Source organism: Algibacter sp., assembly GCF_039977455.1.
Classification (GTDB): domain Bacteria; phylum Bacteroidota; class Bacteroidia; order Flavobacteriales; family Flavobacteriaceae; genus Algibacter_B.
This window is the reverse complement of the sequence record NZ_JBDWDG010000014.1, coordinates 53773-78841: the sequence shown is the minus strand read 5'-3', so window position 1 is coordinate 78841 and position 25069 is coordinate 53773. Positions and strand designations below refer to the sequence as shown.

At 32.0% G+C, this 25069-nt stretch carries 31 protein-coding genes; 13 read left to right on the top strand and 18 right to left on the bottom strand.

Annotated elements, in window-relative coordinates:
• The first annotated feature begins 95 nt into the window (after positions 1-95).
• The 5 genes from ABJM36_RS05405 (at position 96) to ABJM36_RS05385 (ending at position 3712) form a co-directional block, all read left to right on the top strand.
• Complete coding sequence (locus ABJM36_RS05405; protein WP_348449967.1) at positions 96-998, top strand: TIGR01777 family oxidoreductase; 903 nt, start codon at positions 96-98, stop codon at positions 996-998.
• A 177-nt stretch (positions 999-1175) separates the two neighbouring features.
• Positions 1176-2108, top strand: coding sequence for a peptidylprolyl isomerase (locus tag ABJM36_RS05400; RefSeq protein ID WP_348449965.1), 933 nt, complete (start codon positions 1176-1178; stop codon positions 2106-2108).
• Between the two features lie 128 nt (positions 2109-2236).
• Positions 2237-2659, top strand: a complete 423-nt coding sequence (locus ABJM36_RS05395; protein WP_348449963.1) for a hypothetical protein — start codon at positions 2237-2239, stop codon at positions 2657-2659.
• A gap of 21 nt (positions 2660-2680) precedes the next feature.
• A complete protein-coding gene (locus tag ABJM36_RS05390) occupies positions 2681-3226 on the top strand; it encodes a YfiT family bacillithiol transferase (protein WP_348449961.1) in 546 nt (181 codons plus the stop codon).
• Positions 3227-3712 (top strand): N-acetyltransferase family protein, encoded by a 486-nt coding sequence (locus tag ABJM36_RS05385; RefSeq protein WP_348449959.1) that lies wholly within the window; start codon positions 3227-3229, stop codon positions 3710-3712.
• On the opposite strand, the gene ABJM36_RS05380 is transcribed toward ABJM36_RS05385, so the two are convergent.
• Entirely contained in the window at positions 3709-4266 is a 558-nt protein-coding gene (locus ABJM36_RS05380) for a thioredoxin family protein (RefSeq protein WP_348450171.1), read from the bottom strand. The genes ABJM36_RS05385 and ABJM36_RS05380 overlap by 4 nt on opposite strands.
• A gap of 46 nt (positions 4267-4312) precedes the next feature.
• Here ABJM36_RS05380 and ABJM36_RS05375 point away from each other — a divergent pair, with 46 nt between their 5' ends.
• The 3 genes from ABJM36_RS05375 to ABJM36_RS05365 are packed head-to-tail and all read left to right on the top strand — an operon-like array spanning position 4313 to position 6585.
• Positions 4313-4648: a tRNA-binding protein gene (locus tag ABJM36_RS05375; protein WP_348449957.1), complete on the top strand. Its 336-nt coding sequence runs from the start codon at positions 4313-4315 to the stop codon at positions 4646-4648.
• Between the two features lie 3 nt (positions 4649-4651).
• Positions 4652-5557 (top strand): bile acid:sodium symporter, encoded by a 906-nt coding sequence (locus ABJM36_RS05370; RefSeq protein ID WP_348449955.1) that lies wholly within the window; start codon positions 4652-4654, stop codon positions 5555-5557.
• Positions 5554-6585, top strand: coding sequence for a lysophospholipid acyltransferase family protein (locus ABJM36_RS05365; protein ID WP_348449953.1), 1032 nt, complete (start codon positions 5554-5556; stop codon positions 6583-6585). The genes ABJM36_RS05370 and ABJM36_RS05365 overlap by 4 nt, the downstream gene beginning before the upstream one ends.
• 37 nt (positions 6586-6622) lie before the next feature.
• Here ABJM36_RS05365 and ABJM36_RS05360 read toward each other — a convergent pair whose 3' ends face one another.
• Both ABJM36_RS05360 and ABJM36_RS05355 read right to left on the bottom strand, forming a co-directional pair.
• Complete coding sequence (locus ABJM36_RS05360; RefSeq protein WP_348450169.1) at positions 6623-7015, bottom strand: PUR family DNA/RNA-binding protein; 393 nt, start codon at positions 7013-7015, stop codon at positions 6623-6625.
• Positions 7016-7220: 205 nt separating this feature from the next.
• Positions 7221-8984, bottom strand: a complete 1764-nt coding sequence (locus tag ABJM36_RS05355; RefSeq protein WP_348449951.1) for an ABC transporter ATP-binding protein — start codon at positions 8982-8984, stop codon at positions 7221-7223.
• A 331-nt stretch (positions 8985-9315) separates the two neighbouring features.
• Here ABJM36_RS05355 and nusB point away from each other — a divergent pair, with 331 nt between their 5' ends.
• From nusB to ABJM36_RS05335, 4 genes are all read left to right on the top strand, one after another.
• Positions 9316-10263, top strand: a complete 948-nt coding sequence (nusB, locus tag ABJM36_RS05350) for a transcription antitermination factor NusB (RefSeq protein ID WP_348449949.1) — start codon at positions 9316-9318, stop codon at positions 10261-10263.
• A gap of 104 nt (positions 10264-10367) precedes the next feature.
• Positions 10368-10841: a DUF1573 domain-containing protein gene (locus ABJM36_RS05345; RefSeq protein WP_348449947.1), complete on the top strand. Its 474-nt coding sequence runs from the start codon at positions 10368-10370 to the stop codon at positions 10839-10841.
• A 12-nt stretch (positions 10842-10853) separates the two neighbouring features.
• The gene (yajC, locus tag ABJM36_RS05340; RefSeq protein ID WP_348449945.1) at positions 10854-11147 is read left to right on the top strand and encodes a preprotein translocase subunit YajC; all 294 of its coding nucleotides are present in this window, start codon (positions 10854-10856) and stop codon (positions 11145-11147) included.
• 192 nt (positions 11148-11339) lie between these two features.
• Positions 11340-11786: a hypothetical protein gene (locus ABJM36_RS05335; RefSeq protein WP_348449943.1), complete on the top strand. Its 447-nt coding sequence runs from the start codon at positions 11340-11342 to the stop codon at positions 11784-11786.
• A 41-nt stretch (positions 11787-11827) separates the two neighbouring features.
• On the opposite strand, the gene ABJM36_RS05330 is transcribed toward ABJM36_RS05335, so the two are convergent.
• The 13 genes from ABJM36_RS05330 to ABJM36_RS05270 form a co-directional block, all read right to left on the bottom strand.
• On the bottom strand, positions 11828-12430 hold the full coding sequence (locus ABJM36_RS05330; protein WP_348449941.1) for a DUF1801 domain-containing protein: 603 nt from the start codon (positions 12428-12430) through the stop codon (positions 11828-11830).
• A gap of 4 nt (positions 12431-12434) precedes the next feature.
• The gene (locus ABJM36_RS05325) at positions 12435-13007 is read right to left on the bottom strand and encodes a pentapeptide repeat-containing protein (protein WP_348449939.1); all 573 of its coding nucleotides are present in this window, start codon (positions 13005-13007) and stop codon (positions 12435-12437) included.
• Between the two features lie 188 nt (positions 13008-13195).
• Positions 13196-14500 carry a deoxyribodipyrimidine photo-lyase gene (locus ABJM36_RS05320; protein WP_348449937.1) on the bottom strand — a complete coding sequence of 435 codons (1305 nt, stop codon included), beginning with the start codon at positions 14498-14500 and terminating at the stop codon, positions 13196-13198.
• 1 nt (position 14501) lies between these two features.
• On the bottom strand, positions 14502-14963 hold the full coding sequence (locus ABJM36_RS05315) for an SRPBCC family protein (RefSeq protein ID WP_348449935.1): 462 nt from the start codon (positions 14961-14963) through the stop codon (positions 14502-14504).
• Between the two features lie 4 nt (positions 14964-14967).
• Complete coding sequence (locus ABJM36_RS05310) at positions 14968-15429, bottom strand: TspO/MBR family protein (RefSeq protein WP_348449933.1); 462 nt, start codon at positions 15427-15429, stop codon at positions 14968-14970.
• The gene (locus ABJM36_RS05305; protein WP_348449931.1) at positions 15416-15592 is read right to left on the bottom strand and encodes a Lacal_2735 family protein; all 177 of its coding nucleotides are present in this window, start codon (positions 15590-15592) and stop codon (positions 15416-15418) included. The genes ABJM36_RS05310 and ABJM36_RS05305 overlap by 14 nt, the downstream gene beginning before the upstream one ends.
• Positions 15593-15599: 7 nt before the next feature.
• Positions 15600-16136: a glutathione peroxidase gene (locus ABJM36_RS05300; RefSeq protein WP_348449929.1), complete on the bottom strand. Its 537-nt coding sequence runs from the start codon at positions 16134-16136 to the stop codon at positions 15600-15602.
• Positions 16137-16139: 3 nt separating this feature from the next.
• Entirely contained in the window at positions 16140-16823 is a 684-nt protein-coding gene (locus tag ABJM36_RS05295; protein ID WP_348449927.1) for an SDR family oxidoreductase, read from the bottom strand.
• Positions 16824-16845: 22 nt separating this feature from the next.
• Complete coding sequence (locus ABJM36_RS05290; protein WP_144116908.1) at positions 16846-17061, bottom strand: hypothetical protein; 216 nt, start codon at positions 17059-17061, stop codon at positions 16846-16848.
• A gap of 153 nt (positions 17062-17214) precedes the next feature.
• Positions 17215-17433 (bottom strand): hypothetical protein, encoded by a 219-nt coding sequence (locus ABJM36_RS05285; protein ID WP_348449925.1) that lies wholly within the window; start codon positions 17431-17433, stop codon positions 17215-17217.
• A 254-nt stretch (positions 17434-17687) separates the two neighbouring features.
• Positions 17688-19118, bottom strand: coding sequence for an SDR family oxidoreductase (locus tag ABJM36_RS05280; protein WP_348449923.1), 1431 nt, complete (start codon positions 19116-19118; stop codon positions 17688-17690).
• A gap of 73 nt (positions 19119-19191) precedes the next feature.
• A complete protein-coding gene (locus tag ABJM36_RS05275) occupies positions 19192-20502 on the bottom strand; it encodes an AarF/UbiB family protein (protein WP_348449921.1) in 1311 nt (436 codons plus the stop codon).
• Between the two features lie 6 nt (positions 20503-20508).
• Positions 20509-21165, bottom strand: a complete 657-nt coding sequence (locus ABJM36_RS05270) for a TetR family transcriptional regulator C-terminal domain-containing protein (RefSeq protein ID WP_348449919.1) — start codon at positions 21163-21165, stop codon at positions 20509-20511.
• A gap of 220 nt (positions 21166-21385) precedes the next feature.
• On the opposite strand from ABJM36_RS05270, the gene ABJM36_RS05265 reads away from it, so the two are divergent.
• Entirely contained in the window at positions 21386-22234 is an 849-nt protein-coding gene (locus ABJM36_RS05265) for a DUF2911 domain-containing protein (protein WP_348449917.1), read from the top strand.
• A gap of 71 nt (positions 22235-22305) precedes the next feature.
• Here the strand turns inward: ABJM36_RS05265 and ABJM36_RS05260 are convergent, their stop codons facing one another.
• A complete protein-coding gene (locus ABJM36_RS05260; protein ID WP_348449915.1) occupies positions 22306-23277 on the bottom strand; it encodes a Gfo/Idh/MocA family oxidoreductase in 972 nt (323 codons plus the stop codon).
• Entirely contained in the window at positions 23270-24979 is a 1710-nt protein-coding gene (locus ABJM36_RS05255; RefSeq protein WP_348449913.1) for a sodium:solute symporter, read from the bottom strand. The genes ABJM36_RS05260 and ABJM36_RS05255 overlap by 8 nt, the downstream gene beginning before the upstream one ends.
• Positions 24980-25069 lie beyond the last annotated feature (90 nt).

The window sequence follows — 25069 nt, the reverse complement described above, 5'->3', positions numbered from 1 at the left end:
TTTATTTTGTACATTTTTACGTTCAATTTGTTAAACCTTATATAAAACGTTAGTACTTAGGACATCCATTTTGTAACTTTAATAAAAAAAGAAAAATGCGTGTTTTAATAACAGGAGCAACTGGTTTGGTTGGTCGAGAAATAGTTAAACTTTGTCATGACAAAGAGATTAAGGTAAACTATTTAACTACTAGTAAATCTAAACTTGTTCAAAATGAAAATTATAAAGGTTTCTATTGGAACCCCAAAACAAATGAAATTGATGAAAATTGTTTTGAGGGTGTTCATGTAATAATAAATTTAGCTGGTGCAACTATTTCAAAACGTTGGACAAAGCGCTATAATAAAGTGATTCTTTCTAGCAGAACAGAAACCATAAACTTATTAATAAGCACATTAAAAACCATAAATCATACTGTTAAACACGTAATTTCGGCTAGTGCCATTGGTATTTACCCAGATTCGCTAACCAATTATTACGATCAATCTTCAAGTGAAGTTAGTACATCGTTTTTAGGCCAAGTAGTTACCGCATGGGAAGAAGCTGTCGATGGGTTTGAAGTACTTAATATTGCGGTTTCTAAAATAAGGATTGGCTTAGTATTATCAAATAAAGGAGGTGCGCTTAAAGAAATGACTAAACCCATAAAATTAGGCTTAGGTTCTGCATTTGGATCAGGTAAGCAGTGGCAATCTTGGATTCATATTCAAGATTTAGTACACATGTTTTTATATGTTCTAGAGCATGAATTACCTGGTGTTTTTAATGGTGTTTCACCAAATCCTGTCACTAATACCGAGTTAACAAAAACAGTTGCAAATGTATTGTCAAGGCCCTTGTTTATGCCTAATGTTCCTAAAGGTGTTTTGAAATTGGTTTTAGGAGAAATGCATGTATTGTTATTTGAAAGTCAGCGCGTAAGCTCTAAAAACATAGTAAATAAAGGATTTTCGTTTAAATATAATTATTTAGAACCCGCCTTAAAAGATTTACTGTAATTTTCAATAATCATTTTTTTTTAGCTTAAAATCTTACAATGTGCAGTTATCCTGTTTGTTTTTTGTGGGCTTTACTTTCCGCTAAAGCGATATGTTAAGCATTTATAAAACTTATATTCCTTTGGTAAGAACTTTTAACTAACTTTCCTATCTTTGCACATCTTAAAATTTAGAACAATGCAAGACGGATTATACGCAAAATTTAATACTACAAAAGGAGAAATTCTTGTAAACCTAGAGTATACAAAAACACCAGGAACAGTTGGTCATTTTGTAGCTTTAGCAGAAGGAAACTTAGAAAACTCGGTTAAACCTCAAGGAACACCATATTATGATGGATTAAAGTTTCATAGAGTTATTCCAGATTTTATGATTCAAGGTGGATGTCCACAAGGATCGGGAGCAGGAAATCCGGGGTATAAGTTTGACGATGAGTTTCATCCAGATTTAAAACACGACGGACCAGGAGTATTGTCTATGGCCAATGCAGGACCAGGAACAAACGGAAGTCAGTTTTTTATAACACACGTAGAAACAGCATGGTTAGATGGTAAACATACTGTTTTTGGTAAAGTTGTAACAGGACAAGATGTTGTTGACGCTATTGCTCAAGGTGATAAAATTGATAGCTTAGAAATTGTAAGAGTAGGAGAAGATGCCGAAGCATTTAATCCAGTTGAAGCTTTTAGAACTTTTGAAGGGTCTAGAGAAAAAAGAGAAGCAGAAGTAAAAGCTGCTGCCGAAGCAGAATTAAATAAATTAGCTGCTGGTTTTGATAAAACTGAAAGTGGTTTACGTTACCAAATTCTTCAAAAAGGAGATGGTGTAAAGGCAGAAAAAGGACAAACGGTTTCTGTACATTATAAAGGTCAATTATCTGACGGAACGGTTTTTGATTCGTCCTACAAACGTAATTCACCAATAGATTTTCCATTAGGAGTTGGTCAAGTTATTCCAGGATGGGATGAAGGTATTGGTTTATTAAAAGTTGGCGATAAAGCACGTTTAGTAATACCTAGTCATTTAGGTTACGGTAGCGCAGGCGCTGGAGGTGTTATACCACCAGATGCTACTTTAGTTTTTGATGTTGAGTTAATGGCAGTGAAGTAAAAGTAATTTAAGTATAAAAACATTTTAGCAAAAAAGCGTCTTTTTTTAGACGCTTTTTTTTTTTAGGGAATAATTAATCCAGCTACCGAAAAAATAACTTAAATTAATGGCTTATAATAATTGACAGGATGATTAGTATAAAGGACACCGAAACATATTCTGAGGTGCTTAAAGAGTTTAATTATGCTTTCGCAGATATATTTATTTTTAAAAATTTTGTGGTTTCCGAAGTTAAAGAAGATGTAGACTTTAGTTGGGATGAGCATGCTCAAAAAATAGTGGAAGATGTTTTTGGATTTACCGGAGGTAATGGCGGTGAGCTTGTTTTTATTTCTAATAGGATAAACTCATATTCGGTTCTAGCTATCGATTGGTTAAAGTTTTTTAAACAAAGTTATAATTTAAAAGCGTATTGCATAGTGTCTCAAAACAGATCTGGAATTTTAAATACCATGATTGAGAAACTCTTTTATCCAAAAAACATAAAACATTTCAATTCTATTTACGAAGCTTTAAACTTTGTGGAAAAAAGGCTCATGGAAGTTTCTTAGCAATTCTATATATTTGTTTCTATGACAGAAGAAGAATTGCAACGGCTTAAATATCCTATAGGACAGTTTAATTGTCCAGCTACTATTTCTAATAAACAAATAGAGCATTGGATTTCTATTTTAGAAGATTTTCCTAAGCGTTTAGAGAATCTTGTAAAACATTTGTCAGACCAACAATTAAATACCGAATACAGACCCGAAGGTTGGACTATTAGACAAGTTGTTCATCATTTATCAGATAGTCATCACCACAGTTACACTCGTTTTAAATGGGCCTTAACGGAAGATAAACCTGTTATAAAAGCTTATTTTGAAGACCGTTGGGCAGAACTTATCGATTCTAAATCAGCGCCAATAAATATGTCTTTACAGCATTTAAAAGCGATTCATTTTAAGTTAGTATATATTCTAAAGACTTTGTCTGAAGACGAATTAAACAAATGTTTTATTCATCCGGAAACTAACAGTGAAGTCTTTTTAAGCTATAATATTGGTATGTATGCGTGGCACAGTAATCACCATTATGCCCACATCGAAAATTTAATGAAACGAAAAGGTTGGTTATAGATGGTAAGAGCTTTTCATATAAATGACGTGCCCCAATTACTTGCTATTTATAACTATTATGTGTTAAATACTACGGTAACTTTCGACCTTGAAGCGGTAACTTTAGAGGCGTTTACAGAAAAATTAAAAACTATAAATGCAGAATATCCTTTTATTGTTTTCGAAGAAGGAAATGAAATTATAGGCTATGCTTATGGTAGTAAGTTTAGGTCAAAACCCGCTTACAATTATGTGGTAGAGTCTACGGTTTACGTAAAGCATAATGCCCATGGTAAAAAGGTAGGAACAACACTTTATGCCGAGTTATTAAAATTATTAAAAGAAGCAAAATTCCATACTGTACTTGGTGTTTTAACCATTCCTAATGATGCTAGTATAAAGCTTCATGAAAGGTTTGGGTTTGAAAAAGTAGCTCATTTAAAAGAAGTAGGTTTTAAGTTTGGTGCATGGCAGCATATAGGTATTTGGCAACTTAAGTTTGATTAGTTTTTCCATTTAATATTACAACCAATACTTGGCTTTTGTAATTGGGTGTTTTCTTTATTTTCTAATAAGCAATCTAACGCGTGGCGTAAATGGTTACCAGTAACTTTAATGTTATTTCCTGGTCTAGAATCATCTAATTGCCCTCTATATGTTAATTTTAATTCTCTGTTAAACACATAGAAATCTGGTGTACAAGCGGCATCATAGGCCTTCGCTATTTGTTGAGTTTCATCATATAAATAAGGAAAAGGGTAATTTTCTTTTTTTGCATGAGCCTTCATTTTTTCTGGAGAATCTTGAGGGTAATTAACAACATCATTACTGGAAATAGCTATAAACCCTAATCCTTTTTTCGCGTAAGCATTTGCTATAGCAACAATTTCAGAATTTAAATGGATTACAAAAGGACAGTGGTTACATATAAACATGATAACTGTTCCGATATCGCCTTTTAATTCACTTAGTTTTAAAACAGAACCAGAAACGGTATCAAAAAGTGAAAAATCTGGAGCTTCAGTATTTAAAGGAAGCATGTTTGAAGGTGTTCTAGCCATAATTAAAGATTTGCTCAAAGTTCGTTAAAATTTGTATTTTTAAAAAATGGATAACACAATTACTTTTGATGACTTTTCTAAAATCGATTTACGCATAGGAACAATTATTGATGTTAACGATTTTCCTGAAGCAAGACAGCCTGCGTATCAACTTACCATAGATTTTGGAGCGTTAGGTGTCAAAAAATCTTCGGCTCAAATAACAACCCTTTATAAAAAATCTGATTTGCTAAATAAGCAAATTATAGCAGTGGTTAATTTTCCTAAAAAACAAATCGCAAAATTTATGAGTGAATGTTTAGTGCTTGGAGCTGTTAAAGACAAGGAGGTGGTGCTTTTAAATCCAGAAGAAAAGGTTAAAAATGGTACGGCTGTAAATTAAAATATGCTAGAATTAGATAAGGTTCAAATTAATTTTGATAGTAAAGGGCTTTGGGTGCTTAATATTGCCCTTGCAGTTGTTATGTTTGGGGTTGCCTTAGGTATTACTGTAAATGATTTTAAAATACTTTTTAAACAGCCTAAATTATTGTTTGTAGGTGTAATATCTCAGTTTTTCTTACTGCCATTGGCTACTTTTTTTTTAGTTAAACTAATAGAACCACAGCCAAGTATTGCTTTAGGTATGTTTATGGTAGCAGCCTGTCCTGGAGGAAACATCTCTAATTTTATAACCCAATTGGCTAAGGGTAATGTAGCCTTGTCTATAAGTCTATCAGCTTTTGCAACCCTTTTGGCGTTGGTTATGACGCCTTTTAATTTTCATTTTTATAGTAAATTATATGAACCTACAGCGCAAGTGTTAAACACGGTCGAACTTGATTCGTGGGAGTTGGTAAAACTAGTACTTTTAATTTTAGGGTTGCCTTTAGTTTTAGGTATGGGGCTAAGATTAAGACAGGAGGCCTTGGCTTTAAAATTATCAAAATTACTTAAGCCTTTATCTGTTGTTGTGTTTATAGCTATAGTGATTATAGCATTTTTAAAGAATTTAGATGTTTTTAATACCCATATACATCATGTGTTATTTATAGGCATAGGGCATAATATTTTAGCTTTAGCACTAGGATTTGTAGTAGCAAGAGGTTTTAAATTGTCCTATGAAAATCAAAAAACTTTAGCGATAGAAACAGGTATACAAAACTCGGGTTTAGGTTTATTATTAATTTTTACATTTTTTAATGGGCTAGGAGGAATGGCTATTCTTGCAGCCTTTTGGGGTATTTGGCATATTGTTTCTGGATTGCTAATAGCATTTTTTTGGTCAAAACATAAAACAGTTGCGGTTTGAAATTAATTTGGCTTTACTTTATTCGAGCTTACATAAGCGCAGGTCTATTTTTCTATTTTAGAAGGATTAAAATTTATAATGTTGAACATGTTGAAAAAAGCAAACCTGTTTTATTATTAAGTAACCACCAAAATGCCTTATTAGATGCCTTGATAATAGCCGTTAAAAGCGGAAGGTTTTCGTATTTTTTAACTCGAGCAGGGGTTTTTAATAAACCTTTTGTTGCAAAAATTTTAAAAAGCTTTCAAATGCTCCCGGTGTATAGAATTCGTGATGGTTGGGGGAAACTATCTAATAACGAAGCGATTTTTGAAACCTGCTCAAAGCTTTTAAATAATGGCGCATGTATTGTTATTTTTCCTGAAGGGAACCATAGTTTAAAAAGAATGGTAAGGCCTTTAAGTAAGGGTTTTACAAGAATTGTGTTTGAAACATTAGAATCCTTTCCCAATGCCGATTTACAACTTGTACCTGTAGGTTTAAATTATGCTAAAGCTGCGTGTTTTCCAGATAGTGCGTCTATTTATTTTGGTAAGCCTATTGCTGCAAAACCATACCATTTAGAAGACAGAAATGGAGCTATTGTTAAGTTGAAATCTAAAATACAATTTGAAATTGGCCAATTGACAACAGATATTGCTAAAAACAATTACGACAGTACTATGGAAGCTTTGGAACGCTTGGAGGTTGATTTTTTAAATCCCAAGGCAGTTAATGCCTGTGTAGAATCAAAATTCCAGGATTGCACGCCACAAAAGGTAGTTAATTCGGGCTTATTAAAACAAGTTTTTTTAGCCTTACTTAAATGTGTTTACGTTTTACCATTTTTAATTTGGCGGTTTTTGGTAAAACCAAAAATTATAGAAATAGAATTTATATCAACTTTTAGGTTTGCAGTTGTAATAACATTAGCGCCCTTATGGCTATTATGTGTATTAACCATACTACTATTGACGTTGGGTTGGCAAGTGGCAGTAGCTTATGTAATGTTAAGTTTGTGCATTGCTTTAATTGCCGTTAAACTATAAAAAAAAACCACAACGGTTAGTTGTGGTTTTTGTATAATTAAATATCATCAAAATCTATATCTGTAAAACTTCCAGTAGTTTCTGTTTTAATATCAGCTTCGGTAACTCTAGAACCGTTGTCTTCAAAATCCTTTTTAAAATCTTTTTGATGACGCTCGCTAATTACTTCATCGCCTTTTTCGTTAATGATATAATCAGTCATTTCTGCTAAAATATCTTTAAACTCTGCGAAGTCTTCTTTATAAATATATATTTTATGCTTTTTGTAGTGAAACGATCCATCATCATTGGTGAATTTTTTACTTTCTGTAATCGTTAAGTAGTAGTCTTCGGCTTTGGTTGCTCTAACATCAAAAAAATAAGTTCGTCGTCCTGCTCGTAATACTTTTGAAAAAATTTCCTCTTTCTCCATCATACCGTTATTCATAATTTATTTTATAATTATTGTATCAAAAATCTAAAAAAAAACGATATAAACCAATAAATAATGAATTTTCTTTTTAGATTATTCAAATTCTTTGCGTTTAATTTAAAAACCAGAAGGTTGCGTCAATTCTTACTTTTGCTGCAATTTGATGTATTTGTAGAAATAGTCTGTAATAAAACACGATTCTATATCCTTAATTTTTAAATAATTAAGGGGTGTTTTCATTAGTTTCACTAAGTTGTTTAAGGTATAAATGTTTGTAGTAACCATCAACATTAATTAAGGTGTCGTGTGTGCCTTCTTGGACTACCTCGCCATCTTCTAAAACAATTATTTTGTCTGCATTTTTAGCCGATGATACTCTATGGCTTACAATAAGCGCTGTTTTTCCTTTTGAAATCTTGCTGAGGTTTTTTAATATTTTTTCTTCTGTTTCTGTATCTACAGCCGATAAGCAATCGTCTAGTAATAATATTTTTGGCGATTTAATAAATGCTCGGGCAATGGACACACGTTGCTTTTGTCCGCCAGAAAGGGTGATACCACGTTCGCCTAAAACCGTGTTGTAGCCTTTATTAAATTTAATTATGTTTTTATGTACCTGTGCATTTTTTGCTGCTTCTATAACATCGTTATCTGTAGCATCTTGCTTACCAAATTTAATATTGGTTTTTATAGAGTCGGAAAACAAAAAGGCATCTTGTGGCACATAACCAATACTATCCCTTAAATCGTTTAAATTAAGTTGGTTAATTTCGCTGTTATTTATGGTTATTGAACCTGAGTCGATATCATATAGACGGCCAATTAAGTCGAGGATTGTAGATTTTCCGGATCCAGTTTTTCCTAAAATGGCTAAAGTTTCCCCTTCTTTAACACTAAAACTAACTTCTTTTAAGGCTTTAATATTGGTATCGCTATAGGTGAAAGATACTTTATTAAAAACAATATCGCCCGTAATTTCAGAATGTTGGGTTACTGTATTTTTAATTTCTGGCTCAATTTTTAAAAACTCATTAATTCGTTTTTGTGAAGCTTCGGCTTGCTGTACGATAGATGTTACCCACCCCACGGTGGCCACCGGCCATGTAAGCATATTAACGTAAATAATAAACTCTGCAATAGTACCAATGCTCTCTATTTCGCCGTTTATGTATTGCATACCGCCAATATAAATAACAAGTAAATTACTGGTGCCAATAAGTAATATCATTGTCGGGAAAAACCACGCCTGTACTTTAGCTAAGTTAATTTGTTTTTCTTTACTTTCTTTAGCAAGGGTTTTAAAGTTTACCGAAGTTTGTGGTTCTATACCATAGGCCTTTATTACCGATATACCGCTAAAAGATTCTTGTGTGAATGTGGAAAGTTTTGATAAATATTCCTGTACAATAGTACTTCGTTTATGGATTTCTTTACTAAGATTATAAATTATTATAGATAATATAGGAAGCGGTACTACGGTGTAAAGCGTTAATTTTGGTGATGCATTTACCATATAAATAATAACAATGACAAAAAGTGCTAGAGTATTTATACTATACATTAATGCCGGACCTGCGTACATTCTAACACGTGATACATCTTCGGTTATGCGGTTCATTAAATCGCCGGTACGATTACTTTTGTAAAAGTTTAAAGAAAGCTTCTGGTATTGGGCGTAAATTTCGTTTTTTAGATCGTACTCAATATTACGAGACACATTAATAATAGTTTGTCTCATAAAAAAAGTAAGTAGCGCAGCTATTAGCGCAGCACCTATAATATAAAGAATAGCTTCGAGTAAATCTGAGCGGAAAACAGTTTCGTCTATCGATTTATCGAAGTATTTTTCAATGGCTATAAATATTTTTTTTACGTAACGTGGTGTATATAGCAAAAATAAACGCGCTATAACGGTTATAAAAGAGCCAATTATAAGGTGCGTTCTGTATTTATAAAAGTATTTATTTAAGTGTTTTAATTCTTTCATTTACCTAATTAGGAATAGGAATGCAAATATAACTTATTAATAAGGAATATGATTGTTTATAAGGTTTTCAAAGTGTTAAATATCTTTTAAAATATGCTAGCTGCTACGGTAAGCACTATACTTTTTAGTTATATCCGCGTTAGGGATAGTAATAAAAAGCCCACAGCCCGAGGTAGGAGGTGCGAGGACTTGTAATGGATAGCCCGACCCTTTAAGGGTAACGCCCAAATAACTTTAATTTTTATTGTTTTGTACTAAAATATAGTATTACTTTTGCGGCTCTAAAAACAATGAAAAATAGTTTGTATTTTTTAATTAAAAGTTCTTTGTAATGATGCTAAATAGAAGACATATACGTGTGAAAGTTATGCAAACCATGTATGCCTTTAAGGGAAGCGAGAGTGACGATTTTTCTAAAGATCAGAAATTTTTGCTTTATAGTATTGATAATATGTACAACTTGTACTTGTTATTAATATCCCTGTTAATTGAAGTTCAGAAACGTGCTGAAAACGATTTAAAAAAGAAACAAAATAAGCATCTTGCTACTAAGGAAGATAAGGACCCAAACCGAAAGTTTATTAACAACCAAATACTTAAAAGCCTAAAGGAAAACTTGCCTTTAGCAGACCAATTAAAAGCCCATAATATTAATAATTGGGATTTAGATGGTGAGTATGTAGATCTTATTTTTAAAGATATTTTGGCTAGCGATTTATACAAGGTGTATATGCAAACTAGAGTGTCTGATTTTAAAGAGGATAAAAACTTTTTGGTTGATGTTTTTAAAGATATTATTGCTCCTAATGAGAAACTTTATGATTATATGGAGGATAAAAACCTAACTTGGTTAGATGACCTTCCTACGGTTAATACCACTATTTTAAAGTTACTTAGGAAGGTTAAAGAAACGTCGCCAGAAAATTATTTTACTCCAAAGTTATATAAGGATATTGACGACAAACAATTTGCAATTGATTTGTTTAAGAAAACCCTTTTAAAAAGTACGGCTATAAATACCGAAATAGACCAAAAAACAAAAAACTGGGATTCGGATCGTATTGCCACGGTAGATTATGTTTTATTACAAATGGCTATTTGCGAGTTGAATAATTTTCCATCAATACCGGTAAAAGTAACTATTAATGAGTATTTGGAAATATCGAAGGAATACTCAACACCTAAAAGTAGCATTTTTATAAATGGTATTTTAGATAAGTTAGTGAAAGAGTATGAAGCCTCTGGTGAATTAAATAAAATAGGTCGTGGACTTATGTAAGGCGATTTTTAAATTACAAATAAATGTTAAGAAGAATACAAAACTTTTTAATCCTTTAAATAATTGCTATTTTTACCATCTAAAAAATTAAAAACAAACCTATAATGAAAAAAATAATATTCGGACTTGGTGCCTTGTGTTTAGTTGCATTTACTTCTTGTAAAGATAATGCCGCTCAAAAAATTGATGAAGCTAATGTTGCAGTAGCAGCAGAAAGAGATGCTGTTGCATCTAAATTCCCTGTGTTAGTTTTTGATAAAACTGAGCATGATTTTGGCCAAATTGAAGCTAAAACAGCTGTTGAAACTACTTTTAGTTATACTAATAAGGGGGATGCTCCTTTAGTAATTACAGATATTAAAAGTTCTTGTGGGTGTACTGTACCTCAAGATTGGAGTAGAGAGCCATTATTACCTGGAGATTCTGGGAAGTTTTCAGTTAAATTTAATGGTAGCGGATCTAACAAAGTAACTAAAACTATAACCGTAACTGCTAACACCGAAAAGGGGTCTGAAATTGTAAAAATCACAGCCTTTGTAAAACCAGATCCTAATAAATCAGCACCAGCTAAAAGCTAAATAATCTAGACAATGGGAGAAGGAATTGGGCAATTTTTGCCATTTATTTTAATGTTCGTAGTTGTGTATTTCTTTATGATTGCACCACAAATGAAACGAGCTAAAAAAGAAAAGAAATTTGCAGCCGAATTAAAACGTGGCGATAAAGTAATTACCAAAAGTGGTTTACACGGTAAAATTGCCGAGTTAAATGATAAAGATAACAGTTGTGTTATTGAAACCATGGCGGGAAAATTAAAGTTTGATAGATCTGCCATTTCTATGGAAATGAGTTCTAAACTTAATGCTCCTGCAACGGTTAAGTAATTTTACTTTTTATATATTTATAAAAAAGCTTCCTTTTAAGGAGGCTTTTTTTATGTTTATATGCGACATGCCACAATATGTTTTGGGTATGTTTACATTATATTTTTAAGTTTTTTTTTGATTTTAGGTAGGGTAAACCGTAAATGGGTTGTCTTATAAATGAATTGTTAATTAATTTAAAATTTATTTATCATGGGTTTACTTTTTATTTGCTTAGTGGTGTTAACAATAAACAGTGCTTTCTTATTTGTCTTTCTACATAAAACGACCTTAATTAACTTAATTAATTATTTAAAGAAAAATTTAAATTTAAAGCGTTCAAGTTTTACAAGTAATTTTGATTTGAAAAACATAAATTATAAGCATTTTAGGCTTGAATTTAGATTTTTAAAAGGATCTAATAAAGAGTTGAAAATCCTTGAAGCAAAACGGATACAAGATTTGGCTTTAGAGAAAGAACAATTAAGTAGTAAACTTAAAATGTTAGAATACTTATCGGTTTTTGAATTGTACTTAAATCAGAACAATACTAAGAAAGATAGAGTCTGTCAAATAAATGAATTTAAAAATCTTAAATTATCGACACAAAGGAGCATCCTCGAATCGACAAAGAAAGTATCTTATTTAAGTGTCGCTTAATTATATAATACTCAAATCTAGATATCGTAACTAGTATTAGGTTAGCAATTTTTGTACTTGTCATGCAATCCCTTATTATTTAAAATCATAGGTTTAATTTTTTCTAAACGCGTTTGCTTGGTGGCCTCTCTTTTTGCGGAATCAATATACTCGCAATATTCACGTTGTTTGCCTGGTGTTAGGTTAATAAAAGCATCTTTTAGTTCAGGATTAGCGCCCAATTCTACTGTAAGCTCCAAAGGAATGGTAATATCTTTTTTAGTAGTTCTGGAAGCTTTTATTTCTTTACCTAACTTTTGGTTTTCGATGGCTTCTTTTACATAAGCTAAAACGATATCCTTGTTTATAGTTTCGGTACTTTCAAAACGCATTTGCCTTAAGGCTTTTGTTTTGTTTTCTTGGGCGTTAACTAATAGGTTATGCCTGTCCTTTAAAAATACACCGTTAAAAAACCAAATGCCAAAATGATTTTTAAAAGCGCCTAAACCTAAAACATTCTTACCGTTAACCATATAAGTTGGCGCATTCCATTTTATGGCTTCCTCAACTTCGGTGGTTAATATAAGCGTTCTTAATAGCGTTAGTGCCTCATTAAAATTACTGTGTTCCTCAATGTATTCTTCAACCGAATAAATTTTTTTCATAACCTTATTCAATTTTTATTTGATATTTAGTTAATAGTCCTTCTACATTTAACAACGAAAATTTAGCCCCTTTTAAACGGTTGTTTTCGGGATCTATTTTAAAATTTTCGGATGTTTTAAAGTTCGTGTTTTCTAAATTCGTGTTAAAAAATGTTGAGTTTATTAAATTACAGTCATCAAAAACAGCATCAATTAAATTACATTCTGTAAAATCAACACCTTCTAGCTTAGAACCTTTAAATCGTGTTTTTTTAAGATTCATTTTAAAAAAAGAAGCATGATTTAGTTGACATTGCTCTACCTTAATATTGAAAGCAAAATCACTACATTTTTCAAAATCTAAACCTAGTAGTTTACATCCCTTAAAAAGGACTTCTTGAAATCCTGTATCAAAAATATTGGCAGAGCTTAAATTACAATCATGAAACTCACACTCTATAAATCGTGAACCCGATAAATTGGCATTCAAAAAAATGCAATTTATAAAGGTGCATAATTCGTAATCGCCTCTTTCAAATTCATTTTCGGCAAAGGTTTTATTTTTAAAAGTTATCTCCTCTATAAATTTTTGTTCCATCAAATTGTCTTTTCCTTAAGCTCATTTAAGCATTCACTTGTAAATATAATTATTAAATTTTAAGGCGTTTCCACAAGCGAGCACTTTCACTACGGGCACCTCGAAAGTCTTGAGCTCAAACATGCCGTTCAATCGCTATCTCATATGTTTGTTTTAAGGGTTGCTTTAAAAAGGTTTTTTATTTAGGATTAATTTAATGCGGCTTTATAAGTTTCTAAACAGCGTTCTCTTGCAAATTTATGTTCTACAATAGGTTGTGGGTAGGTTGATTCTTGAAAATCTGGAACCCATTGGTTTATGTAGTTTAGGTTTTTATCAAACTTCTGAATTTGGGTTGTTGGGTTAAAAATCCTGAAATAAGGAGCAGCATCAACACCGCTACCTGCCACCCATTGCCAATTACCTACGTTGCTTGCCATCTCGTAATCGTGCAGTTTTTCGGCAAAATAAGCTTCGCCCCAGCGCCAATCTATAAGTAAATGTTTGCAAAGAAAACTACCAACCAACATTCTAATTCGGTTGTGCATAAATCCTGTTTGGTTAAGTTGGCGCATGCCTGCATCAACTAACGGATAACCTGTTTTGCCTTCGCACCAAGCTTTAAATTCTGTTTCGTTATTACGCCACTCAATACGATCGTATTTGGGCTTAAAACTATCATTTAGAGTATGCGGAAAATGCCAAAGGATTTGCATAAAAAACTCACGCCAAATCAATTCTTGCCAAAATATTTCGTTATGTTCTGCTATAGCTTTTTGTACCATTTTTCGAACGCTTACCGTTCCAAAACGTAAATGCGGACCAAGTCTGGATGTGCTATCTTTAGCGGGGAAATTACGTGTGGCTTCATACTCTTGAATAAGTGTTGGTGTTACCGTAAAGGGGACTATTTTCTGTGTAGATTTTTTGAAGCCCATATCAGATAAATTTAGGTTTGGTAGGCTTGAGTGATCTATCAAATTATCCAAATGTGAGTGGGTGTAAAAAAATTCTAAATTATGAGATTTGAATGTTTGTTTCCATAGTTTCATATAAGGTGTGTAAACCATATAAGGGTCGCCATTTTTTTTAACTACTTCATCTTTCTCAAAAATTACTTGATCTTTAAAGGTTTTAAAGTCAATATTACTTTCAGTTAAAAAAACATCTATGTTACCATCACGCTCTTTGGCATATGGCTCATAATCATGGTTTGTGTAAACTGTTTTAATGCTGTAATCTTTAACTAAACTTTTAAAAATGTCTACTGGTTTGCCGTGAAACAGGGCTATACTACTGTTATGTTGTTTTTGTAAGGTAGAGCGCATATCTTGTAAGGTTTCATAAATAAACGTTACTCGTGCATCATTTTCAGGTAGATTTTCTAAAATTTTAGAATCAAAAATAAATATTGGTAAAACAGGAAGGTCAGATTTTAAAGCTTCGTAAAACCCTTTATTGTCGTCTAGTCTTAAATCGCGTCTAAACCAAAATATGTTAATTGTTTGTTTCATTTTAATAGGTGCCAAATAATTCTTCTAACTTTTTAGTTCGGTACCTAAAAATCTCATCAAGTTTAGGTTTAACTAAAAAGGGGTGTACCAATTGCCCAAGAAAACCAAAAGGAACTTTATAATCTATAATATCTTCCATTTCTACACCGCCATCAATTTCTTTAATAAAATGCTTGTGGTGCCATAAAGCATATGGTCCAAAGCGTTGCTCGTCAACAAAATAATGTTTGTCTACACTATGTGTAATTTCGGTTACCCATTTTGTTTTTATTCCTAAAACAGGCGTAACGATGTATTGTATTATTTGACCAGCATACATAGGTCTGTCTGCGCCAGATAAAATATGAAATCCCATATAATCTGGAGTTATTATTTTTAGGTTATTCGGGTTCGATAAAAACTCCCAAGCCGTATTAATACTTATTGGTAAGTTTTGTTTTTTATGTAGTCTATAAATTTTCATACCATTAATTATTTAATAGAATATATCCATTAAGCGACGTGGCAACACATATCCAAATTAAATAGGGGATTATAAGTAATGTTTTTAACCTCATATCTTTTTTATAAATTAAAGTAAAACTTACAATAACTAAAGTAAGTGCTATTAGGGTTATTAAACCCACTAATACAAGGTGTTGTGCAAAAAAAATGTAATTCCATATAACGTTTAGGAAGGACTGAACTGCAAAAAGAGAAAGTATATAAATTGTTGATACGCGTTTATATAAATAGGCCATATAAACTGAAAAACATATCATTATCGTTGTCCAAGCTACTCCAAAAAACCAACCAGGTGGTGTCCAAGGTGCTTTATTTAGTGTTGTATACCAGTTAGATTGTGGTCCATTATCCATTAACCAACTCCCTATTGCTAAAGCACTAAGATTTATAGTTAGGAATATAACGAAGTATTTAAGCAATTTCATTTTTAAGAGTTGTTAGTTGTTTTGCTATTTCTTGAGCTTCAGCATATTTTTTATCGCTAGCCGACCTGTTTATTGATGATAAGGTATGCCACTCTTGCATTAACTTTTTAAATTTTGCTTCAAGTTTTTCTTTTTTTGATTTTTTCTTAAATAGTCCGAACATACCTTTATTATTTTAAATGTTTTGTGATTTTAGAACTCCTTGGATTGGTTGTTGGGAAATAATAGTCCACCAATACGCCATCAGGATTCACTAAATATTTTTGAAAGTTCCATTTTACTGAAGAGCTTTTAACTCCGTTATTAATTTTTTCGGTTAACCAAGTATATAACGGATGTTTGTTTTTTCCTTTCACCTTAATCTTTTCTGTTATTAAAAATGTTACACCATAATTAGTTTCACAAAATGACATTATTTCTGTTTTGTTCTTGGGTTCTTGATTGGCAAATTGATTACACGGTATTCCAATTATTTCTAGCTTGTCTTGATGTTTATTATATAAAGTTTGTAAATCTTTATACTGAGGTGTAAAGCTACATTTAGAGGAAACATTAACAAATAAAATGTGTTTACCTTTAAAATGTAATAAATTGATAGGTTTAGAATTAATAGCATTAATTTTTATTTCATAAATAGAATCAACATGTAATTTTTTAGGCCTAGATTTAGAAATTAAAGTCGATAGAAAAGTTTTAGGCGTATTCATAAGTTATATTTTAAAACTAACAATTCCACAATCCATTTCAAATATTTGACCAGACATAGAGGCGCAACTTTCCGATAATAAAAAGACAGCCATATTTGCAACTTCCTCAGAAGAAAGAAATTTTTTAAGCGGATGACGCTCTTTAATATTCTCGACCATCTTATCGTTTCGTAAAAGTTTGGCCGCAAGTTCTGTGTTGGTAACCGTAGGTGCAATGGCGTTTATACGAATATAAGGTGCTAACTCTGCGCCAAGGGATTTAACTAACCCTTCAATACCAGATTTAGCCACAGCTATGCTAGCATGATAAGGCATGCCTAGTTTTGCTGCTACAGTACTAAAAAGTACAATAGAAGGGTGGTTTCCATTTTTTAAAATGGGAAGATATTTTTGGATGACTTTTACAGCGCCAAGTACGTTAATTTCAAAGTCGTTTTTGAAATCATCAATACTTAATCGTGTAAAAGGTTTTAAATTGATACTACCAGGACAATAGACAAGTCCGTCGGCCTGGTTAATATTGGGTAAATCGTCTTTAGTAATATCACAAGAATGGTGAGTTAGTTGGTTATGCGATATTTCGGGAGTACTTCTGCTGATGTTTATAACGCGGCAAGAGGTTAATAATTTTTGTATTAAAGCTCTGCCAATGCCCTTACTTCCACCAATTACAATTATTGTTTTCATGGTTTTCAGGGCATTTTTTTTGTTATGGCCTGCCCTTTAGCCTTTTTTCAATTTTTTGTTTTATAACGGTTAATCGTTTCATTAAATCCATAATCTCAGGATCTTTCTTTTCTTTATAAATATCGTTTAATCCTAATATTAAGCTTTTTACTTCTCTAGACGATTCGATGCGTTCACTTGTAGTTTTAAAAGTGTGTCTTCGTTGCTCAAATTCTAAAGCTTTATCAATAATCTCCATAATTCTTTTTTAATCTTTATTCAATCTTTATTGGTTGTATTGGATTACCAATTTTGCCAATATAGTAAATTATGCTAGATTAATTATTTTTATATAGAATTATTAGAAAAAATTTAATATATATTAGTGTTTTATAGCTATAATTATCAGTTTTTATAAAAGTTTGCCTTTTAATCGGCGTTCTATTTTTCTTTTAATAACAGTTAGTCGTTTCATGAGATCCATAATTTTTTCGTCTTTTTTTTCCTTATAAATTTCATTTAACTCTAAAATTAAGGCTTTAGCTTCTCTAGAAAGTTTAACACGATCGCTAGTAGATAAAGATCTCTTTTTTCGCTGTTCAAATTCTATTGCTCTGTCTATTAATTCCATATTTTTAGCTGTTTGTATGATTTAGAAATACTATATTTTACAGTATTTTAATTTAATGTACTCTATAAGTCGTTGCTGAACCTTTTTTATCAGCATTTAAGTCTGGGGGTATAATGTAATCTTCTAAAGTTGCCATTCAGGATAGTACCTTTTTTTGTGACGATAAACTTTTCTGTATCCATGTGTGTTTATTTTGCGGGGTTTCTATAACTTTTTTACTTAATGCATATATTTTTTTGAAACATGTTGCTTAATTAGGTTTCAATATCAACCAATTTGTTAATCATGCCCCGAAAAATAAATCCATGAAATGGTAAAACGATGTACCAATATAACCTTCCAAAAAGTCCACGAGGTCTAAAGGTTGCGGTTTGTTTAAGTAAGCCATCCTCAATTTTAAATTCTAACCAAGCTTCACCCGGCAGGCGCATTTCGGCATAAAGCAATAGCTTTTGTTGTTTTTTATCTGCAAAAATAACACGCCAAAAATCTAAGGCATCTCCAGCATCTAAATCTGTTGGGCTCGTGCGTCCTCGTCTTAATCCAATACCACCAAATAACTTGTCGATATACCCACGTATTCGCCATAAAAAGGTACCGTAATACCAACCTGTTTTCCCTCCAATAGCCCAAATTTTATTTATTGTTTTTTCTGAATTTTTAACTTGTCGTTCTTTATAATCTGTAAAACAACCGTATTTTGGAACGTTAATATATTTGTGCAATTGGTTTCTTAGCCTTCCGCTACTTACCATAGAATCTTTCCAACTAGAAACAATACTGTTTTGTTCTATTTTTTCGAAAGCTAAAGACACCGCCTCTTTGTAAGTTAGTGGGTTAACATTAAGAATTTTATTTATGTTACTAGGTTTTCCTATAATTTGCACTCCCATACTATCAACTAATGATGTCGCTAATTTGTAAGACGTTGACGTTACAAAATAAAGCCAATACGACGATAATTTTGGAGTCATTACAGGTACTGTTAAAATGTATCGTTTTAAACCTCTAACTTCCGCAAATTGTAATAGCATGTCTTTGTATGTGATGACTTCGGGCCCAAATACATCGAATGTTTTATTAAATAGCTGTTCGTTGCCGGCGGCCTTAGATAAAAAAGCTAAAACATCTCTCACTGCGAGTGGTTGTGTTTTTGTATTAAGCCATTTAGGAGCGATCATAAATGGAAGTTTTTCAACCAGATCTCTTATAATTTCAAACGAGGAACTCCCAGAGCCCACAATAATTCCCGCTTTAAAAATAGTAAGCGCGTACGTGTTAGATTTTAAAATGGTTTCAACATTTTTTCTTGATTGTAGATGTTTGGATAATTCGTCCTCATTAGTTATACCACTTAAATAAATAACTTGTTTTACCTCTGTAGTTTCAATATAGCTTTTAAAGTTTTCAGCACAACGGGCTTCAAGCGATGCAAAATCTTTAGAAGAGTGCGACATGGAGTGAATAAGGTAGTAAGCCACATCAATTTTGAGAGGAGAATTTTCTAAGGTTTCAGGTTTTAAAAAATCGCCTTCAATAACATAAATATTTTCGTGTTCGGAATAACTTTTATCAGCTCTAAGTCTATCTCTTACAACACATACAACAGTATGCCCTTCATTCAATAACGAAGGGATAAGTCGTTTGCCAATATAGCCTGTGGCTCCAGTTACTAGAATATTCATGTTTTAATATAATAATTAATACTCTTAAATTTAAGTTTGGTTTACTTTATAATAGTTTCTTTAAAGTATGCCATTATAACTTTAGATAATTATTTATTTCTATGTTTTTCGCTTTTAAATCGAACATAAGATTATAAAGGCCAAAAAAGGTTCTGTTTATGTATATGAAATGTTTAGAACCGCGATTAGCATTCATCTTTTTTAAGTCGGTATTATTAGAATAACGTTCACCTAATTCGGCTATTTTGTCAAAAAAATCACTATCCGAAAAGTCAAAGGTGTCTTGATGAAATGGTTGGGTAAATAAACTTAACATGTCATGAAACATTTCGGTAAAAAAGGCTAATTCATCTTTACTATCATCTTCTCGAAGTATTTCTAGTTCGTATAGTTTTGAAATAAAATAGTCTTTATTTTTAATGTTTTCTGCTTTTACTAATTCGAAATAAGGTGTATAAAACTCCATAGGTATGGATTTCATACACCCAAAATCGAGTGCTATTAATTCCCCTCTTTCATTTACTAAAAAGTTTCCTGGATGCGGATCTGCATGTACTTTTTTCAAATTATGGATTTGAAACATGTAAAAGTCCCACAGGGCTTGACCTATTTTATTTGATTTTTCTTGATTGGTATTACTTGCATTAAACTCTGAAAGATGCTTGCCTTTCATATAATCCATGGTTATAATTCGTTCAGAAGAGTAGGCTTCATAATATTTAGGAAATAAAAGATTTGGAATGTGAGCACAATGTTTAGCAATATCCTTGCTTTGTTTCATTTCCAATACATAGTTGGTTTCCTCTGTTAATTTATTTTCTACTTCTTCAAAGTATTTATCTGAGTTTTTACCTTTAATATTGAACATACTCATTGCTATAGGCTTTACCATAGCTAAATCGGAAGCAATACTTTCTGCAACCCCTGGATATTGGATTTTCACAGCAAGTTTTTTCCCATTCTTAGTTGCAATGTGTACCTGACCGATGCTTGCAGCATTAACAGAAGTTGCATTGAAAGTATCAAATAGTACATTTGGATGTTTTCCAAAATATTTTTTAAATGTTTTTATTACTAAAGGTGGCGATAATGGTGGTACAGAAAATTGTGCTAAAGAGAATTTCTCTACATAAGCTTGTGGCAATATGCTTTTTTCCATACTTAGCATTTGGGCGACTTTAAGTGCGCTCCCTTTTAATTGTTTTAAGCCATCATATATATCGGTGGCATTACTTTTATCAAGACGCGATTTAGCGTCTTTAGGAGTGTTTACTATTTTATCTCCGTAATATTTTAAATAATTTACACCTACTTTTGCACCTGTAGCGACTAATTTACTAGCTCTTTGGATTTTTGATGTCGGTATGTTATCAATAGTTTTCATGGGCAATTAGTTCATTTGAAATTTATCTTTAAACAAAAATCTACTTAAATCAAAAACACTTTTTAGGGGCGCAATATCCAAAACATCAAAGGTCGTATTTACGGATTTCTCAATATATATGTCTGTTTTTTCAAAAGAAGCCGATGTGTCTTCTAACCAAAATTTCATGGTTAGAATTAAGTGTAACCATGCAGATTCTTTTAGCGCACGATCTTTAATTTTTTCTAACTGTTCTTGATTAATAACTAATATTTTTATGCCTAATTCACTAATATATTGGGTGAAATTCATTTTTAAACCTGAAAGTATTTTTAAACCTATAAAGTCGGTTTTATACTTACCCAATACATGCTCAATATAACTTCTATTGGCAGTTAGATTTTCAAAAAATGTGTAATAGAAACTTAAGAGTTTGTTTCTAGTGTCAAAAATTTTATAATTTTCACTTTCATTTAAAAGTGTTACAGTATTTGTAAATAAAGTTTCAAAAACTCCTTTTTCAACAGCTTCAAAAGATGAAAAATATTCGTAGAATTTAGCTTCCTCAAAATTATTCATTTTAGAAAAGGCAAATATAGTTTTGGGGTTTTGGTTATGTTCTAACACATAATCCATGTATAATGTTATGATGTCGCTTTTTGAAATTGTTTTTTTCTTTGCCATGAGTTTTAATATTTAACCAAATATACGAAATTGTTTAAGGTTTTTTATAAAAAGTTAAACAAAAATTATAATAACGGTATAGTTTAAATCTATAGTGCTAGTTTATAATAGGTTGGAAATGGGCTTTGTAAGATTTTTATTTTAAGCTTTTGTTAACAGTTACCCGTGTAATTATGATTAATTTTATGCAGTTTTAAACCAAATATTAATAACTACGAAAATGAAAAAAATACTATTATTATTTATGTCGTGTGCCACCTTTTATGGTGTTAACGCACAAATTGCTACACCACAACCAAGTCCTTTCTCTAAATTAGAACAAAAAGTTGGGGTTACAGATGTTACTATTGAGTACTCAAGACCAGGGGTTAAAGATCGTACCATTTTTGGCGATTTAGTTCCTTATGGGAAAATATGGAGAACAGGAGCTAACGCAAGAACAAAAATAACCTTTAGTACAGATGCTGTGGTAGATGGACAAACCTTAAAAGCTGGTTCCTATTCAATATTTACTATACCAAATGCCGATTCTTGGGATGTTATTTTCTATAATGACGGAAAAGAATCAGGAACACCAAAAGATTTAGATGGTAAGTATGTTGCAGCAAAAACAAACGTTAAGTCTCACGAAATTCCTTTTAATGTAGAATCTTTTACCATCGATATAAACAACTTAAGTAGTACCGGTGCTAGACTTGAGTTTATTTGGGCAAAAACATGGGTAGGACTAGATTTTACTGTGCCTACAGATATTCAAGTTACAGCAAGTATAGACCACGTTATGAATGGTCCTAGCTTTGAAGATTATTATGCTTCGGCTACCTATTATTTAGAAAATGATAAGGATATCAATAAAGCTAAAATTTGGATTGATAAAGCTATCGATATGACTAAAGATAACCCACGTTTTTGGTACTTAAGAAAACAAGCATTAATCCATGCTAAAGCTGGAGATACTAAAACAGCTATTGTAGCAGCAAAAGCTTCTTTAGAATTAGCTAAAAAAGCAGATAACGCTGGATATGTAAAAATGAACACCGAGTCCTTAAAAGCTTGGGGTGCAATGTAAACCATACCGTATATCAATAAAAAAAAACGCAATCTGTTAAGGTTGCGTTTTTTTTTTTTTTGGTTTATAATTTAATACTCAAGGTTTATTTTGCTCCTAACCGAATCTAAGGTTTTAATAAGTTGCTCACTAAAGGCAAAAGACATCACCTCGCTTTCTGTTTTTCCTTGTTTAAGTAGGGCATTAAAATGTATGGTTTCGTAGTTATAACCAATGGTATTGTAGTTGAAATTTATAGTTTCCTCTTTACCACCCTTAGGTATTAAAGTTACTGTAGATGGGGCGTGAAACTGACTATTTATTTTTATAGTACCCGTTTCACAATAAAAAATAGCCTCTGTTGGGGTGTCTTCAAGCAAGGTGCTTTTAAGTATAGCTTTAGCATTGCCATAATCAAAAAGCATGGTGCACGACGAATCTGTACCGTTTTCAAAATAAGTAGCCTCGGCATTTATGGTGTTAGGTTTCCCTAAAGTAGATAAAGCAGCAAAAATAGGGTAGATGCCAATATCTAATAAACTACCGCCACCTAAAGATTTATTAAATAATCGAGTGGACTCATCAAAACCCCTATGGAAACCAAAATCGGCTTCAAGTTTAACCAAGTCTCCAAACACTTTATTTTCTAAGGCCTTTAAAACATATTGGTAATGTGGTAAAAAGTACGTCCAAAGGGCTTCCATAAGTAGTACATTTTTTGCTTTAGCTTTTGCTATCATTTCAGCTACTTCATCGCTATTCATTGCAAAAGGCTTTTCGCATAATACCGCTTTACCATGTTCTAAACATAATAATGTGTTTTCCTTGTGTAAAGCATGTGGTGTTGCAATATAAATGGCATCAACATTTTTATCTTCGACCAAGGCATTGTAACTATCATAAGCCTTTGTTGCGTTAAATTTTAAAGCAAAGGCATCCGCTTTGTCTTGTCTTCTAGAAGCTACAGCATATAGGTTAGCACCTTCAATAGTTAATAGGTCTGAAGCGAATTTATTGGCAATATTTCCTAAGCCAATAATTCCCCAATTAATTGTTTTATGCATCAATTTTAATTTTTGGTGTTATAGATTGAATTATGCAGGCAATTGCTATCACAATCATACAGCCAATAAAGTTTAGCCATAAAAAAGGTAGGTTTATATATTCGTATAAATCTAATAAATACAACGCAATTACAATAACTTGAGTTATTAAAGCTCCAATAAAAACAGCATTTCCTTTCACAAATTTAAAGAAAAAAGCTAACAAGAAAATGCCCAAAACATTGCCATAAAATATGGAACCGATGATGTTTACCAACTGAATTAAATTTTCGGCAAGATTAGCAATACAAGCCACTCCTATGGCTATTATGCCCCAAAGGAACGTAAACCATCGGGATGCTTTTACTTTTTCTTCTTCCGTTTTTTCTCCAGTATTTCTAATGTATAAATCTATTGTTGTTGTGGAACCTAAAGCATTAAGTTCACTTGCGGTACTAGACATGGCAGCGCTTAAAATTACGGCTAGTAATAAACCAATTAAGCCACGTGGTAAATTGTTTAAAATAAAATGTATAAATACATAATCTTTATCGTTGCTCTCTACTTTTATATCTTGGTTATCTGAAACTTGATCAATTAAATCTCTGGCTTCTTGTCGCAATTCATTATTTGCGGCATTTGCGGCAGCAATATAGTTTATGGCTTCGGGGTCTTCAGAGTTGGTATAAGCTTCAATGATTTTTTGCTTATCTCTAAATATTTGTTTCTGTTCCGATTGTAGCGCTTTAAAATCATCGGCATATTTAGAATTTAAAACCAACTCGGTAGCTGTAGGGTTAAAGTTTACAGGGGCCTCATTAAACTGATAAAACACAAAAACCATAACACCAACTAACAAAATAAAGAATTGCATAGGTATTTTTAAAAGACCATTAAAAACCAAACCAAGTTGCATTTCTTTAACCGATTTACCCGAAAGGTAACGTTGCACTTGGCTTTGATCGGTTCCGAAATAAGAAAGCATTAAAAATGTACCACCAATAATACCACTCCAAAACGTATAACGATTATTGAGGTTAAAGGAGAAGTCTAAAACTTCCATTTTTCCACTAGCACCGGCAATATCTAAGGCTTTACTAAATGTTATATCTTCCGGTAACTTATCTACAATTAGTAAAAAAGCGATAAGCATACCAATAAAAATGACTACCATTTGATGTTTTTGAGTCACGTTTACTGCTCTTGTTCCTCCAGAAACGGTGTAAATAATAACAAGACAACCTATAACGATGTTTAGGGTTAATAAATCCCATCCTAAAACTACCGATAATATAATGGCTGGAGCAAAAATGGTAATACCTGCGGCTAAACCACGCTGGATTAAAAACAAAATAGCTGCTAATGTTCTAGTTTTTAAATCGAATCTGTTCTCTAAAAACTCGTAGGCAGTATATACTTTTAGGCGGTGATATAGCGGGATAAATACCATGCAAATTACAATCATGGCAATAGGTAATCCAAAGTAAAATTGAACGAATCCCATGCCATCATTAAAAGCCTGTCCTGGTGTAGACAAAAACGTTATAGCACTTGCTTGTGTTGCCATAACCGATAATCCAATTGTCCACCATTTGGATGTGTTGCCACCTCTTAAATAATCTTTTACGTTTTTACTGCCTCTAGTTTGCCATGTACCGTAACTTACTATTGCAACAAGGGTTATACCAAGTACCAACCAGTCAATCCAATTTAATGTTTGCATCGTTTAAAAGGATTTAGTGATCATGTAAAATAATATAAAGTATATCGCATTGGCCACCAAAACTAGGGTGTAAAGCGAATGCCATTTTTG